We start from the raw sequence: 15,123 nt of genomic DNA on the forward strand, positions 1-15,123 counted from the left end.
AGATCATGCTCAAACAAAGAGTTCCTTTCGGAGTTGTTATGGCTGAAGCTTCGCAAAAAATTCCAGTGACCGTGCTGACGGGCTATCTCGGCGCCGGCAAGACCACGCTGTTGAACCGCATCCTGTCGGAAAACCACGGCAAGAAATACGCCGTCATCGTCAACGAATTCGGCGAGATCGGCATCGACAACGACCTCATTATCGGCGCCGATGAGGAAGTGTTCGAGATGAACAATGGCTGCGTCTGCTGCACGGTGCGCGGCGATCTCGTCCGCATCATGGACGGGTTGATGAAGCGCAAGGGCAAGTTCGACGCCATCATCGTCGAGACCACCGGCCTCGCCGATCCGGCGCCGGTGGCGCAGACCTTCTTCGTCGACGAGGACGTGCAGAAGAACGCCCGGCTCGACGCGGTCGTGACGGTTGCCGACGCCAAATGGCTGAGCGACCGCCTCAAGGATGCGCCGGAAGCCAAGAACCAGATCGCGTTCGCCGACGTCATCGTGCTGAACAAGACCGACCTGGTCTCCAAGCCCGAGCTCGCCGAGGTCGAGGCCCGAATCCGCGGCATCAACCCCTACGCCAAGCTGCACCGCACCGAGCGTTGCCAGGTCGGGATCACCGATGTGCTGGAGCGCGGCGCGTTCGATCTCGACAGGATTCTCGAAATCGAGCCCGATTTCCTCGAGGCCGGCGACGGTCATGATCATGACCACGACCATCATCATGATCACCACCACCATGATCACGGCCACGGCCACGGTCTGAAGCACTATCACGACGAGGACATGCAATCGCTGTCGCTGCGTTCGGAGAAGCCGCTCGATCCGACCAAGTTTATGCCCTGGCTGCAGAACCTCGTCGCCACCGAGGGTCAGAAGATCCTTCGCTCCAAGGGCATCCTCGCCTTCACCGGCGATGACGATCGCTACGTGTTCCAAGGCGTCCACATGATGCTGGAGGGCGACCACCAGCGCAAATGGAAGGACGGCGAGAAGCGCGAGAGCCGCGTCGTGTTCATCGGTCGTGAGCTGCCGGAGCAGGCGATCCGCGACGGCTTCGAGCAGTGCATCACCACGTGATGAAAGAGTTCGACCCGGGCGAGGCCCCCGCTTCCATCGTTTCGATCACCGACCGCGTCAAGCCGCTGCCGCTTGGCGCTGCCGTCGGTTCGGTGCATTTTCTTGGCGACCGCGCCTTCTTCGTCGGTACCGAAGAGAGCGTTGCGATCGCGACCCTTGATGGCGAGATCACGCGGACCGAGACGCATTTCGGCGCCATCCTGTGCGCGGCCTCCGACGGCAAGCGGCTCGTCACCGGCGGTGACGACGGCAAGCTGATCGCGATCGATGCCAAGGGCGAGACCTCTGTCATTGCAACCGACGCCAAGCGGCGCTGGATCGACAACGTTGCCTTGCATGGCGACGGCACCGTGGCGTGGTCGGCGGGCAAGACTGCGTTCGTGCGCAATCCCAAGGGTGAAGAGAAGACCTTCGAGGTGCCGTCGACCGTCGGCGGGCTGGCGTTCGCGCCGAAGGGCCTGCGGCTGGCGATCGCGCATTACAACGGCGTGACGCTGTGGTTTCCCAACATGGCCGCCAATCCGGAATTCCTGGAATGGGCCGGCTCGCATCTCGCCGTCATGTTCAGCCCGGACAACAAGTTTCTGGTCACGGCGATGCACGAGGCCGCGATGCATGGCTGGCGGCTCGCCGACAACCGGCACATGCGGATGAGCGGCTACCCCGGCCGTGTCCGCTCGATGTCGTGGAGCGTCGGCGGCAAGGGGCTTGCGACCTCCGGCGCCGATACCGTGATCGTCTGGCCGTTCACCAGCAAGGACGGGCCGATGGGCAAGGAGCCGGCGATGCTGGCGCCGATGCCGGCGCGGGTCGCGGTGGTCGCCTGCCATCCGAAGAACGACATCATGGCGGTCGGCTATGCCGACGGCACCGTGTTGATGGTCCGGCTCGAGGACGGCGCCGAGATCCTGGTGCGCCGGAACACCGGTGCGGCGGTGTCGGCGCTGGGCTGGAATGCCAAGGGCACGCTGCTTGCCTTCGGCACGGAAGATGGTGACGCGGGCATCCTGGAAATGTAAGAGATCGCGGCATCCGAAGCGTTTTCGAGCGAAGTGGGACCGGTTCGCGTGAAGAAAACGCGCCAAATGAAGAGCCGGCAGGTGCCATGCGATTTCTCACCACATTCCAGCTCGCCGACTTCCTCGACACGCTGGTCAGCCTGACATCAGCCTTCGTGCTGGGCACGCTGATCGGGGCCGAGCGGCAGTACCGGCAGCGCACTGCGGGGCTGCGCACCAATGTGCTGGTCGCGGTCGGTGCGGCCGCCTTCGTCGACCTCGCGATGCATCTGGCCGGCGCCGACGGCGCGGTGCGGGTGATCGCCTATGTTGTGTCCGGGATCGGCTTCCTCGGCGCCGGCGTCATCATGAAGCAGGGCATGGATGTGCGCGGCCTCAACACCGCGGCGACGCTGTGGGCCTCGGCCGCGGTCGGCTCCTGCGCCGGCGCCGACCTGGTGGCGCAGGCGGCCGTGCTCACCGTGTTCGTGATCGCCGGCAACACGCTGCTGCGTCCGCTGGTCAACGCCATCAACCGCATCCCGCTGAACGAGAAGGCCTCGGAAGCGACCTACTACTTCAAGCTCGCGGTTACCCCCGAGGCATTGCCCGACATGCGCGATCAGCTGGTCGAGAAGCTGGAAGCCGCGAATTATCCGGTCGCCGATGTCGATGTGGTCGAGGCCGGCGACGACTTCCTCGAGATCGTGGCGACGCTGGTCTCGACCGCGGTCGAGCCCAACGAGCTGAACGCGGTGGTGGTCGACCTGCAGCATCAGCCGGGCGTGCGGCACGCCACCTGGGAAATCAGCACCACGGATTGACGCCGGGTTCCCGCGCGGCTGTGCTCAGGAACCATGCGCCGGCCGGATCGTTGACCTCGCTGACAATCGCGGGTGAACGAGATGGCTGCGGATCGGACCAGGCTGCGGAACGACATGCTGATCGCCTCCACGCTGGTGGTCGCGGGCGTTGCGATCGCCGTGCTGTCGCTGCACGCCATCAACGCCGCCCCGCCGCAGGAGATCGCGCAGGCGACCCAGCCGTTGCAGGGGACGCCTATGCCGGAGCCGCAGAAGACGACTGCACCGGCCGAGTCGAAGCCCGGCGGCGAGCGCCCGACCACGCCGGCGCCGCAGCCCGCACGTCCCGACGACGAGGCACAGAAGGCCGGCGCCAAGCCGGCGCTGCCGCCGGCGCCCGCCGAGAAGACCGCGCCGCCGCTCGAGAAGAAGTAGCCGCGCCCGGTCCGCCGAGGGCCTGCAATGTGACGCGCATTTGACTGAGGCTGCCGATTATACGGTCTCGCTTCCGCCGTCCGCCCCCGCCATAATCCGTCGTCTCGCCAACGACAGATGGGGCATTTCATGAAGATCGAGGACGTCCGGCGCACCGCCTATTCGATGCCGCTCACCAACCCGTCGTTTCCGCCGGGGCCGTACCGGTTCTTCGACCGCGAATATTTCATCATCACCTACAAGACCGACCCGGAGGCGCTCGCCGCCGTGGTGCCGGAGCCGCTCGAGGTCGCCGAGCCCGTGGTGAAGTATGAGTTCATCCGCATGCCCGACTCGACCGGCTTCGGCGACTACACCGAGACCGGGCAGGTGATCCCGGTCCGCTTCAAGGGCGAACTCGGGGCCTATACCCACGCGATGTATCTCGACGACGAGGCGCCGATCGCCGGCGGCCGCGAGCTGTGGGGATTTCCGAAGAAGCTGGCGCGGCCCAAGATCGCGGTCGAGAGCGACGTCCTGGTCGGCTCGCTGCATTACGGCTCGGTGCTCTGCGCCTCCGCCACGATGGGCTACAAGTACCGCAAGGTCGATCACGACGCGGTGCTGAATTCGATGAAGGCGCCGAACTTCATCCTGAAGATCATCCCGCATGTCGACGGCAGCCCGCGGATCTGCGAGCTGGTGCGCTTTCATCTCGACGACATCACCTTGAAGGAGGCCTGGACCGGCCCCGCCGCGCTCGGCCTGTTTCCGCACGCGCTGTGCGACGTCGCCCGCCTGCCGGTGCGCGAGGTGGTGTCGGCGCTGCACTACAAGGCCGACCTGACGCTCGGCCTCGGCACGGTGGCGTTCGACTACATGGCGAGGTAAGCGGCTGTCATGGCCCCGGTGCGCAATTGCGCACCTGAGGGACTGGCCCTTCGGACCAGCCCGGAATGACGAGAGCCGGCCCGTCGCCGGCTACTGTGCATGGGGTTGTTTTCGAGATTTTGCCCGGAAGGCCTCTCAGCGCACCAGGATATTCTTGAACTGCCAGGGATCCGAGGTGTCGATGTCTTCCGGGAACAGTCCCGGCCGATCCGTCAGCGGGGTCCAGTCGGTGTAGAAACCCTTGACCGGGCCGAGATAGGGCAGCTGGATCTCGAGCAGGCGATCGAAATCCATCTCGTCGGCCTCGACGATGCCCTCGTTCGGGTTCTCCAGCGCCCACACCATGCCGCCGAGCACCGCCGAGGTCACCTGCAGGCCGGTGGCGTTCTGATAGGGCGCGAGCGCGCGGGTCTCCTCGATCGAAAGCTGCGAGCCGTACCAGTAGGCATTGTTGTCGTGGCCGAACAGCAGCACGCCGAGCTCGTCGATGCCGTCGACGATCTCGTTCTCATCGAGGATGTGGTGCTTCTCCTGCATCTTCGCGGCGCGGCCGAACATCTCGTGCAGCGACAGCACGGCATCGTCGGCCGGGTGATAGGCATAGTGGCAGGTCGGCCGGTAGACCGCCTTGCCCGATGCGTCATGCACCGTGAAGTAATCGGCGATCGAGATCGATTCGTTGTGGGTGACCAGGAAGCCGTACTGCGCGCCGCGGGTCGGGCACCAGGTGCGCACGCGGGTGTTGGCACCGGGCTGCATCAGATAGATCGCAGCGCCGCAGCCCGCTTCGTGGGTGTGTGCATTCTCGGGCATCCATTTTTCATGGGTGCCCCAGCCGAGTTCGGACGGCTGCACGCCTTCCGACAGGAAGCCTTCCACCGACCAGGTGTTGACGAACACATCCGGCTCCTTCGGCGTCTTGGAGCGCTGGGTGTCGCGTTCGGCGATGTGGATGCCCTTGATGCCGGCCTGCCGCATCAGGTCCGCCCATTCGCCCTTGGTCTTCGGCTTGGGGGCGTTGAGCTTCAGATCGGCGGCGACGTTGAGCAGCGCCTGCTTGACGAAGAACGAGACCATGCCGGGATTGGCGCCGCAGCAGGAGACGGCCGTGGTCGAGCCCTTAGGCCGCGCCCTCTTGGCGGCCAGCGTCACTTCGCGCAGCGCGTAGTTGGAGCGCGCTTCCGGGCCCTTCGAGGAATCGAAATAGAAGCCGAGCCAGGGCTCGTTGACGGTGTCGATGTAGAGCGCGCCCAGTTCGTTGCACAGCTCCATGATGTCGGTCGAGCCGGTGTCGACCGAGAGATTGACGCAGAAGCCCTGGCCGCCGCCTTCGGTGAGCAGCGGGGTCAGCAGCTCGCGGTAATTGTCCTTAGTCACGGCCTTCTGGATGAACCTGACATTCTGCTTCTCGCAGTGCGCCTTGCGGCCCTCATCCTTGGGATCGATCACGGTGACGCGCGACTTGTCGTAATCGAGATGCCGCTCGATCATCGGCAACGTGCCTTTGCCGATCGAACCGAAGCCGACCATGACAATGGGACCGGTGATTTTCGCGTAGATCTGCGACGAGGGGCTCATCATGTTCTCCAGGAGCGTGCCTAGCGGCGGTAGAATGGATCAGGGGGTACGGCGTTTCGCGGTGACTTCGATCTCGACCTTCATCTCGGGCCGGTAGAGCCCCACGACGATCAGCAGCGTCGCGGCCGGACGGATCTCGCCGAGCACCTCGCCGCAGACCGCGAAATGGGCATCCGCGTCGTTGACGTCAGTGAGATAGTAGGTCGCGCGGACAATGTCGGCCATCGCGAAGCCACCGTCGTTGAGGGCAGCCTCGATGGTCTTGAAGCAGTTCCGTGACTGGCTCGTGACATCATCGGGCATGGTCATCGTGGTGTAGTCGTAGCCGGTGGTTCCGGCGACGAAGGCGAAGTCGCCGTCGATCACGGCGCGGCTGTAGCCGGCGGTCTTCTCGAACGGCGAGCCGGTGGAAATCAGGCGGCGGGGCATGTTGGACCTCGACGGAAAAGGCGTTGCGCGGGGTTTACGGGCATTTTTGGCGCCCGCGCAACCCCCGGATAGCGACTTGGGATTTTAGCCTGAGAGCTGGCGCTAGTGGGACTGCTGCGTGGTGTCCGGCGGCGACGGCGGCGAGCCGGTCCAGCGCCGGATCAGGATGTCCCTGACGATCATGACCGAGATCAGGACCAGCATCACGGTGGTGACGAGGCCGCGCCAACGCGGGCGCGCGCCATCGGTTGCGGGAAGGTGCTCCGACATGGCCATCGCCCTACGCCGCGTGCGGCACGGCGAGCGGTGCCTTCCGGGTCCGGGATGCCTTGCTCTTGGGCAGCGGCGCGCCGGTCGGCGTGATCATGCCCCAGGCGCCGTCCAGCGCGCCCTCGACCAGTTCGAGGCCGAGCAGCCGCTCGCGCTCGAACGCGCCCGGCAGCGACAGTTCGCCGGTCTTGGCGGCCGTGAAGCCATAACGAGCGTAGTAGGGCGCATCGCCGAGCAGGATCACGGCGCCATGGCCGCGGGCCTTGGCGACATCAAGCGCGCGCCGCATCAGCGCGGCGCCGACGCTGAGGCCGCGGCAGTCGTGATCGACGGCCAGCGGCCCCAGCATCAGCGCGCTGCGGCCCCCCGCGCTGACGTGCCACAGCCGCACGGTTCCAACCAGCCGGCCATCCTGGCGCACGGCCGCAAGGCTCAGGCCTTGGGCGGGCGCGCGTCCGTCGCGCAGGCGCTGGCAGGTGCGCGTATGGCGGTTGTCGCCAAAGCAGGCATCCAGCAGCGCTTCGCGCGCGACGACGTCCGAAGCCCGCTCCGCACGGATCGCGAACGGAGCGGCATTTCGGATGAGGGCAACGGGGGTGTTCCGTTTTGCAGTCATGGCACGTCAGTCCTCGCTCGCAACGGCTGGTCGTACGCCGCAGCAAGCGTCGTTCGAAAATGCAAAAATAGTTCGGAGAGGAGCCGGCGGAGCCGGCTCCCGGTTCAGGCCTCGAATGGGAGGCTAGGTCAGATGTGGTAGGTTCTCAGCGGCGGAATGCCGTTGAACGCCACCGACGAGTAGGTCGACGTATAGGCGCCGGTGCCTTCGATCAGCAGCTTGTCGCCGATCTCGAGCGTCACCGGCAGCGGATACGGCAGCTTCTCGTAAAGCACGTCGGCGCTATCGCAGGTCGGGCCCGCGAGCACGCACGGCGTCATGTCCGCCCCGTCATGCGGGGTGCGGATGGCGTAGCGGATCGACTCGTCCATGGTCTCGGCGAGACCGCCGAACTTGCCGATGTCGAGATAGACCCAGCGCACCTCGTCCTCGTCGCTCTTCTTCGAGATCAGAACGACTTCGGTCTCGATGATGCCGGCATTACCGACCATGCCGCGGCCCGGCTCGATGATCGTCTCCGGGATCTGGTTGCCGAAATGCTTGCGCAGCGCGCGGAAGATCGACCGGCCATATTGCAGCACCGGCGGAACGTCCTTGAGATACTTGGTCGGGAAGCCACCACCCATGTTGACCATGGTGAGGTTGATGCCGCGCTCGGCGCAGTCACGGAACACGGTCGACGCCATCGCCAGCGCACGGTCCCACGCCTTCACCTTGCGCTGCTGCGAGCCGACATGGAACGAGATGCCGCACGGCTCGAGACCGAGGCGCTTGGCCAGGTCGAGCACGTCGACCGCCATCTCCGGGTCGCAGCCGAACTTGCGCGACAGCGGCCACTCGGCGCCGGCGCAGTCATAGAGGATGCGGCAGAACACCTTGGCGCCGGGAGCGGCGCGGGCGACCTTCTCGACCTCGGCGGCGCAATCGACTGCGAACAGCCGAATGCCGAGCGCGAAGGCACGCGCGATGTCACGCTCCTTCTTGATCGTGTTGCCATAGGAGATGCGGTCCGGCGTCGCACCCGCGGCCAGAGCCATCTCGATTTCCGCAACGGTCGCGGTGTCGAAGCAGGAGCCGAGCGAAGCGAGCAGCGACAGCACTTCGGGCGCAGGATTGGCCTTCACCGCGTAGAACACACGGCTGTCCGGCAGCACCTTCGCGAAGGTCTGGTAGTTGTCGCGCACGACTTCGAGGTCGACGACGAGGCACGGCTCGGTGTCGAGACCATCCTGGCGGCGGTTGCGCAGGAATTCCTGAATACGTTCAGTCATGGCACTCTCCAACGGCCCCAGCGACGGGATCCGCATCAACGTGACGTCGGATAAGAGTGCTCTGGCCGCATTGCGCGATGGAGGCGCAACGAAAGCCACAAGACTCAAACCAGACTGTGCTGCCGTGGATTGGTTGGGAGAGTTTCCCGCCCGCACACCTGGCAATGAAGGACAAGCCTTTTCAGTAGCCCGCGCCGGCGTTGGACTGCCGGTAGAGACCAAAAAAGCCCGATCCGTCGTTGCTTTAAGTCGCGTCCCCCGTTGAGAGCGGGGTGCGCCGGTTCGCCTCCGGCTGCCAGTCACGGTTGCAAAGAGTGGTGAGACCTTCAACGGCATCCCTGGAGAGGGAGGCTGGCCGCCTCGTGTCCTGATGGACGTAAGCGACCCTCGGTTCTTCCACCCCTTGGCGGCTGTCCGGCCTCTTGTCCGGATACCTACCGACTGACACACGACCACAGGCACGTGCGAAATTGGGCAAGGCAGGAAATAAGTCTTTTGAATTCCCTTCGCAAGAATTTTTTTGCGATAGCGACAAATTTCCCTAACGCGTGCTTGCCGTCGCGCGCGCGGGAGGTGCTGAAGATGAACGGCTGTTAAGAATGACTAACGAAGCGTGTGCGTTTTAGCCCTGTGCCGCAGCGCTTTCTTGAATCGCGCGGCTTACGCGCGACGCGTGAACGGCTCGACGCGCTGAGCTGCGCGGATGAAGGCGATCATGATCAGGACGCCGATGCCGAACAGCACGGCCTGCAGGATGTGCGCGCCGACATCGTCGAGCCCGAACAGGATCGCGAGCGCCCAGCCGCCGGCGAACGCCGCGCCGAACACTTCCGCGCCGATCAGGATGGCCGCCGAGATCACCGTGATGACGCTCGGCCAGGCGATGGTGCGGTTGGTCGAGCTGGAGGGCTGCATGGTCATGGAATAGGTCCTGTTCAGGGGGCGCAATCTCTCCGAAAAGTGCCCATCTATCAAGCGCAAAAGGCCCAAAAATGCCGTATCGCGTGATATAGATTGGGCCGCATTTTCAAGGCGAAAAACGGGACATTCGATGTCAGAAACCAGCGCAGAGGCCGAGATTCAGCTTTCGGCCAACCCCCTCCTGAAGGCGTGGCAGACGCCGCTCGAGACGCCGCCCTTCGCCGAGATCAAGCCGGAGCATTTCCTGCCCGCCTTCGAACAGGCCTTCGCCGACCATTCGGCGGAAGTGGCTGCGATCACCCATGATCCGGCGCTGCCCGATTTCGACAACACCGTCACGGCGCTGGAGCGCTCCGGCAAGCTGCTGTCGAAGGTCTCGGCGGTGTTCTACGATCTGGTCTCGGCCCATTCGAGCCCGGCGATCCTGGAGATCGACAAGGAAGTGTCGCCGCGGATGGCGCGGCACTGGAATCCGATCATGATGAACGCTGTGCTGTTTGGCCGCATCGCCATGCTGCACGAGAAGCGCGCCTCGCTCGGCCTGACCGGCGAGCAGATGCGGCTCCTGGAGCGCACCTACACCCGCTTCCACCGCTCCGGCGCCGGGCTCGACGACGCCGCCAAGGCCCGCATGGCCGAGATCAACGAGCGGCTCGCCCATCTCGGCACCTCGTTCAGCCACCATCTGCTCGGCGACGAGCAGGAGTGGTCCATGGAGCTCGGCGAGGGCGACCGTGCCGGCCTTTCCGACACATTTGTGGCGGCGGCCAAGGCTGCGGCGGACGAGCGCGGCATGGGAGGCAAGGCGATCGTGACGCTGTCGCGCTCCTCGGTCGAGCCGTTCCTGCAGAGCTCGTCGCGGCGCGACCTGCGCGAGAAGGTCTACAAGGCCTTCACCGCCCGCGGCGACAATGGCAACGCCAACGACAACAACGCGACCATCGTCGAGATCCTCAGGCTGCGCGAGGAGACCGCGAAGATCCTGGGCTTCCCGACCTACGCCGCCTACCGCCTCGAGGATTCCATGGCCAAGACGCCGGAGGCCGTGCGTGGCCTCTTGGAGCGGGTCTGGAAGCCGGCGCGGGCGCGGGCGCTCGCCGACCGCGACGCGTTGCAGGCGCTGATCACCGAGGAGGGCGGCAATTTCACTTTGGCGGCCTGGGACTGGCGCTACTACGCCGAGAAGCTGCGCCAGGCCAAAGCCAATTTCGACGATTCCGCGATCAAGCCCTATCTGGTGCTCGACCACATGATCGAGGCGGCGTTCGACTGCGCCACCCGCCTGTTCGGCGTCACCTTCGAGGAGCGCAAGGACGTCCCGGTCTGGCACCCGGACGTGCGGGTCTGGGAGGTCAAGGGCCGCGACGGCCAGCACAAGGCGCTGTTCTACGGCGACTACTTCGCGCGGCCCTCGAAGCGCTCCGGCGCCTGGATGACCTCGCTGCGCGACCAGCAGAAGCTCGACGGCGACGTCGCGCCGCTGGTCATCAATGTCTGCAACTTCGCCAAGGGCGCCGACGGCGCGCCGGCGCTGCTGTCGCCCGACGACGCGCGGACCCTGTTCCACGAGTTCGGCCACGGCCTGCACGGCATGCTCTCGGACGTGACCTATCCGTCGCTGTCGGGGACATCTGTTTTCACCGACTTCGTCGAGCTGCCCTCGCAGCTCTACGAGCACTGGCAGGAGCGGCCCGAGGTGCTGCAGCGCTTCGCCCGCCACTACCAGACCGGGGAGGCGCTGCCGGACGATTTGCTCAAGCGCTTCCTCGCGGCGCGCAAGTTCAACCAGGGCTTTGCCACTGTGGAGTTCGTCTCCTCGGCGCTGGTCGACCTCGAATTCCACACCCAGCCGGCGGCGGCGAGCTGGGACGTCCGCGCCTTCGAACAAAAGGAGCTGGAGAAGATCGGCATGCCCGCCGAGATCTCGCTGCGGCACCGGCCCACCCAGTTCGGCCATATCTTCTCCGGCGACCACTATGCCTCCGGCTATTACAGCTACATGTGGTCGGAGGTGATGGACGCCGATGCATTCGGCGCCTTCGAGGAGGCCGGCGACATCTTCGATCCGGCCACCGCCAAACGGCTGCATGACGACATCTACTCGTCGGGCGGCTCGCGCGACCCGGAGGAGGCCTATGTCGCCTTCCGCGGCCGCGAGCCCGAGCCGGACGCGCTGCTGCGCCGTCGCGGCCTGCTCGAGACGCCTGAGGCGGCCTGACGGTGCGGCCGTCGCTCAACCGGCTGATCGCCGGGCTCGTGCTTATGGTGTCCGCCGTGCTCGGCACAGCGGCCGCCGAGGCCCATCCGCATGTCTGGATCGTGGCCAAGAGCGAGTTGATCTATGCGCCCGACGGCACCATCACCGGCGTCCGCCACGCCTGGACCTTCGACGACATGTTCTCGACCTACGCGCTGCAGGGCATCGAGACCAAGGTGAAGGGCACCTACAGCCGCGAGGAGCTGGCGCCGCTGGCGCAGACCAATGTCGAATCGCTGAAGGAATACGCCTACTTCACCTTCGCCAACGGCGACGGCAAGAAGCAGAAGTTCACCGAGCCGGTCGACTACTTCCTCGAATACAAGGATTCGGCGCTGACGCTGCACTTCACCCTGCCGGTGAAGACGCCGTTCAAGGCCAAACAGCTGTCGCTCGAAGTGTTCGACCCGACCTACTTCATCGACTTCCAGTTCGCCGAGAAGGACCCGGTCAAGCTGGTCGGCGCGGCTGCCGACTGCAAGCTGCAGTTCGAACGGCCGAACAGCGACGGCACCGCCGCCGCGCAGAAGCTTGGCGAGCAGAATTTTCTCGACGGCGGCAACGGCAATTTCGGCATGATGTTCGCCAACAAGATCACGGTGGATTGCCCATGACGCCGATCGCCTCCCGCATGATGCGCGGCCTCGCCGTCTCCGCGGCCGTGTTGGCGGCGGTCGCGGTGCTCGACGGTGCGGTCCATGCGCTGCTGGCGCAAAATCCGTTCGGGGCGCCGCGTGCGGCGGAGCCGCAGGGCGGCATCGTCGGCTGGCTGTTGGCAAAACAGTCGGAGTTCTATCGCGAGATCTCGCAGGCGATCCGCGCCGCGAAATCCGACGGCTCGGCGGTCTGGACGCTGCTTGCGATCTCCTTTGCCTACGGGATATTCCATGCCGCCGGCCCCGGCCACGGCAAGGCGGTGATCTCGTCCTACATGGTTGCCAATCGCGAGACCGCGCGGCGCGGCATCGTGCTGTCGTTCGCCTCGGCGCTGATGCAGTCGCTGGTCGCGGTTCTGATCGTCGGGATCTGCGCCTGGCTGCTCAACGCGACGGCCAAGACCATGTGCGGGGCCGAGAAGGCGATCGAGATCGCGAGCTACGCGCTGATCGCGGCGTTCGGCGCCCGGCTGGTCTGGCTCAAGGGCGGCGGTTTTTTCCGCGCGCTGCAGGCGCCGCGTTCCGCACTGGCGCTGGCCGGCGCGCAGCATCACGATCACCATGATCACGATCACCACGACCATGGCCATGATCACCATCATCGCCACGCGCATGACGATCATGGCCATCATCATCACGGCCACGATCACGGCGATGACGCGGGGCACGTCCATGACGAGCATTGCGGCCATTCGCACGGGCCGACGCCGGCCGAACTCGCCGGTCCCGGCGGCTGGCGGCGCGGACTGGGTGCGATCCTCACGGTCGGGATCCGGCCGTGCTCGGGCGCGATCCTGGTGCTGGTGTTCGCGCTGGCGCAGGGCCTGTTCTGGGCCGGCATTGCCGCGACCTTCGTGATGGGGCTCGGCACCGCCATCACGGTGGCGGCGATCGCGCTGGTCGCGGTCTCGGCGCGCGGCGTGGCCGAGCGGCTGAGCGCGGCGCGCGACGGCGGCGGCATGCTGATCATGCGCGGCCTGGAATTCGCCGCCGCGGGCCTGGTGCTGCTGTTCGGGCTCGGGCTGCTGCTCGGCTATGTCGCGGCCGAGCGGGCGACGTGTCTTTGAGGTGACTTGTCTTACCCTCCCCTGGAGGGGGAGGGTCGCTACGCATGAAGCGTAGCGAAATGCGTAGCGGGACGGGGTGACGGTCTTCCCGCGCCCGACAGCGCTCGAGTTGAGAGATCACCCCACCCCGGATCGCTCCTCGCTTCGCTCGTTTCGATCCGACCCTCCCCCTCCACGGGAGGGTGAGCGCGCTCAGCTCGTCGTCAAATATCCCCTGATTGCCGGAAGGAAGAAGATCGCGATGTTGATCGCGAAACCGATGCTCCAGAGGATCGAGCGCAGCGTCGGGCGGTTGCCGATATAGGTGAAGACGTAGGCGATCCGCACGATCAGGAACAGCACGGCAAGCTCGTCGATCAGCCGCAGCGGGCCGACGCGGAATTCGGCGAGCAGCACGGCGAAGGCGAAGAACGGGAACGCCTCGATGCCGTTCTGGTGGGCGCCGAGCGCCCGCGAGCGGATCGGGTCGTCGTAGAAATCGGGATCGCGGGGGTTCGAATTGTCGAAGCCGCGGATGCCGGCCCATTTCACCGAGACGATCGTCAGCAGCGAGAGCATCAGCGTCCCGAAGACGCACCATTCGGCGATCGTCATGGTTCCTCCCCACATTCCGGACGGGAACGTAGCCAACCCGCACTCGGCTTGACAAGGTTGGAGCAACGCGCGAAGCCCAAAGCACCCAGGCGAAGGACCAAACGCAAGGCCATCATGAGCACGGTGATCCCGTTCGAGAGCGCGAAGCCCGCCGCGGCGCCGAAGCCGGAACGCGTCGGCGTGCTGCTGGTCAATCTCGGCACGCCGGACACGGCGGATGCCGCCGGCGTGCGGGTCTATCTCAGGGAATTCCTGTCCGATCCGCGGGTGATCGAGGACCAGGGCCTGCTCTGGAAGCTGATCCTCAACGGCATCATCCTGCGCGTCCGCCCGGCCCGCAAAGCGCGCGACTATCTGAAGATCTGGAACACCGCGAAGAACGAGTCGCCGCTGAAGACCATCACGCGCTCGCAGGCCGACAAGCTGGCGGAGGCGATTTCCGATCACGATCACGTCGTGGTCGACTGGGCGATGCGCTACGGCAATCCCTCGATCAAGCAGCGCATCGAGGCACTGGCGGCGCAGGGCTGCGGCCGGCTGTTGGTGGTGCCGCTCTATCCGCAGTATTCCGCAGCGACATCGGCGACGGTCTGCGACGAGGCGTTTCGCGTGCTGGCGGCGATGCGCGCGCAGCCGATCCTGCGGGTGACGCCGCCCTATTACGACGACCCCGAATACATCGACGCGCTCGCGGTCTCGATCAATGACCATCTCGCGACATTGCCGTTCCAGCCCGAGATGATCCTCGCCTCGTTTCACGGCATGCCGCAGGCCTATGTCGACAAGGGCGATCCCTATCAGGCGCAATGCATCGCCACGACCAACGCGCTGCGCAAGCGGCTCGGGCTCGATGCCGACCGGCTGATCCTCACCTTCCAGTCGCGCTTCGGCAATGCCGAGTGGCTGCAGCCCTACACCGACAAGACGGTCGAAAAGCTGGCCAGGGACGGCGTGCGGCGAATCGCCGTGGTGACGCCCGGCTTCTCGGCCGACTGCCTGGAGACGCTGGAGGAGATCGCGCAGGAGAACGCCGAGATCTTCCGGCACAATGGCGGCGAGCAGTTCGCGGCCATCCCCTGCCTCAACGACAGCGACGCCGGCATGGACGTGATCCGCCAGCTCGTGCTGCGCGAGCTGCAAGGATGGATCTAAGAAGGCTGGATCTGATTGTTAACGATCGGTGACACCGGATGCGGCTATTCGATCGCATCTTGTAGTCTCACAGCAGCTTCCGATGTGCTAGGGAGAACAACAGCCGGCTGAACCGGCGGAGCGG

Annotated in this window: 16 protein-coding genes; 9 read left to right on the forward strand and 7 right to left on the reverse strand. The window is 65.5% G+C overall.

Going from position 1 to position 15,123, the window contains the following annotated elements:
- Nucleotides 1–38: 38 nt before the first annotated feature.
- The 5 genes from BRSPCE3_RS14160 to BRSPCE3_RS14180 all read left to right on the forward strand — a co-directional run bounded on the left by BRSPCE3_RS14160 (nt 39) and on the right by BRSPCE3_RS14180 (nt 4,188).
- Entirely contained in the window at nt 39–1,082 is a 1,044-nt protein-coding gene (locus tag BRSPCE3_RS14160; RefSeq protein ID WP_244066421.1) for a GTP-binding protein, read from the forward strand.
- Nucleotides 1,082–2,101: a WD40 repeat domain-containing protein gene (locus BRSPCE3_RS14165; protein ID WP_244066422.1), complete on the forward strand. Its 1,020-nt coding sequence runs from the start codon at nt 1,082–1,084 to the stop codon at nt 2,099–2,101. Before BRSPCE3_RS14160 ends, BRSPCE3_RS14165 begins: the two co-directional genes overlap by 1 nt.
- 86 nt (nt 2,102–2,187) lie before the next feature.
- Nucleotides 2,188–2,904, forward strand: a complete 717-nt coding sequence (locus BRSPCE3_RS14170) for an MgtC/SapB family protein (RefSeq protein ID WP_244066423.1) — start codon at nt 2,188–2,190, stop codon at nt 2,902–2,904.
- An 81-nt stretch (nt 2,905–2,985) separates the two neighbouring features.
- A complete protein-coding gene (locus BRSPCE3_RS14175; protein ID WP_244066424.1) occupies nt 2,986–3,318 on the forward strand; it encodes a hypothetical protein in 333 nt (110 codons plus the stop codon).
- Nucleotides 3,319–3,447: 129 nt separating this feature from the next.
- Complete coding sequence (locus BRSPCE3_RS14180; RefSeq protein WP_244066425.1) at nt 3,448–4,188, forward strand: acetoacetate decarboxylase; 741 nt, start codon at nt 3,448–3,450, stop codon at nt 4,186–4,188.
- Between the two features lie 135 nt (nt 4,189–4,323).
- Here BRSPCE3_RS14180 and BRSPCE3_RS14185 read toward each other — a convergent pair whose 3' ends face one another.
- From BRSPCE3_RS14185 to BRSPCE3_RS14210, 6 genes are all read right to left on the reverse strand, one after another.
- Complete coding sequence (locus BRSPCE3_RS14185; protein WP_244066426.1) at nt 4,324–5,766, reverse strand: homospermidine synthase; 1,443 nt, start codon at nt 5,764–5,766, stop codon at nt 4,324–4,326.
- Between the two features lie 39 nt (nt 5,767–5,805).
- Nucleotides 5,806–6,195: a RidA family protein gene (locus tag BRSPCE3_RS14190; RefSeq protein WP_244066427.1), complete on the reverse strand. Its 390-nt coding sequence runs from the start codon at nt 6,193–6,195 to the stop codon at nt 5,806–5,808.
- 102 nt (nt 6,196–6,297) lie between these two features.
- Nucleotides 6,298–6,465 carry a hypothetical protein gene (locus tag BRSPCE3_RS14195; RefSeq protein WP_244066428.1) on the reverse strand — a complete coding sequence of 56 codons (168 nt, stop codon included), beginning with the start codon at nt 6,463–6,465 and terminating at the stop codon, nt 6,298–6,300.
- A 10-nt stretch (nt 6,466–6,475) separates the two neighbouring features.
- The gene (locus tag BRSPCE3_RS14200; protein ID WP_244066429.1) at nt 6,476–7,081 is read right to left on the reverse strand and encodes a GNAT family N-acetyltransferase; all 606 of its coding nucleotides are present in this window, start codon (nt 7,079–7,081) and stop codon (nt 6,476–6,478) included.
- 128 nt (nt 7,082–7,209) lie between these two features.
- Complete coding sequence (locus BRSPCE3_RS14205) at nt 7,210–8,352, reverse strand: type III PLP-dependent enzyme (RefSeq protein WP_244066430.1); 1,143 nt, start codon at nt 8,350–8,352, stop codon at nt 7,210–7,212.
- A 660-nt stretch (nt 8,353–9,012) separates the two neighbouring features.
- Nucleotides 9,013–9,273 carry a hypothetical protein gene (locus BRSPCE3_RS14210; RefSeq protein WP_375709905.1) on the reverse strand — a complete coding sequence of 87 codons (261 nt, stop codon included), beginning with the start codon at nt 9,271–9,273 and terminating at the stop codon, nt 9,013–9,015.
- A 130-nt stretch (nt 9,274–9,403) separates the two neighbouring features.
- Here BRSPCE3_RS14210 and BRSPCE3_RS14215 point away from each other — a divergent pair, with 130 nt between their 5' ends.
- From BRSPCE3_RS14215 to BRSPCE3_RS14225, 3 genes are read left to right on the forward strand one after another with little or no spacing between them, the layout of a single operon-like run.
- Entirely contained in the window at nt 9,404–11,491 is a 2,088-nt protein-coding gene (locus BRSPCE3_RS14215) for a M3 family metallopeptidase (RefSeq protein WP_244066431.1), read from the forward strand.
- 44 nt (nt 11,492–11,535) lie between these two features.
- On the forward strand, nt 11,536–12,144 hold the full coding sequence (locus tag BRSPCE3_RS14220; protein WP_244066544.1) for a DUF1007 family protein: 609 nt from the start codon (nt 11,536–11,538) through the stop codon (nt 12,142–12,144).
- Entirely contained in the window at nt 12,141–13,253 is a 1,113-nt protein-coding gene (locus BRSPCE3_RS14225; RefSeq protein WP_244066432.1) for a nickel/cobalt transporter, read from the forward strand. Before BRSPCE3_RS14220 ends, BRSPCE3_RS14225 begins: the two co-directional genes overlap by 4 nt.
- A 192-nt stretch (nt 13,254–13,445) precedes the next feature.
- Here the strand turns inward: BRSPCE3_RS14225 and BRSPCE3_RS14230 are convergent, their stop codons facing one another.
- The gene (locus BRSPCE3_RS14230) at nt 13,446–13,847 is read right to left on the reverse strand and encodes an MAPEG family protein (protein ID WP_244066433.1); all 402 of its coding nucleotides are present in this window, start codon (nt 13,845–13,847) and stop codon (nt 13,446–13,448) included.
- Between the two features lie 114 nt (nt 13,848–13,961).
- On the opposite strand from BRSPCE3_RS14230, the gene hemH reads away from it, so the two are divergent.
- Nucleotides 13,962–14,999, forward strand: coding sequence for a ferrochelatase (hemH, locus tag BRSPCE3_RS14235; RefSeq protein ID WP_244066434.1), 1,038 nt, complete (start codon nt 13,962–13,964; stop codon nt 14,997–14,999).
- The last annotated feature ends 124 nt before the right edge of the window (nt 15,000–15,123 follow it).

This window comes from Bradyrhizobium sp. Ce-3, assembly GCF_022835695.1.
GTDB lineage: Bacteria > Pseudomonadota > Alphaproteobacteria > Rhizobiales > Xanthobacteraceae > Bradyrhizobium.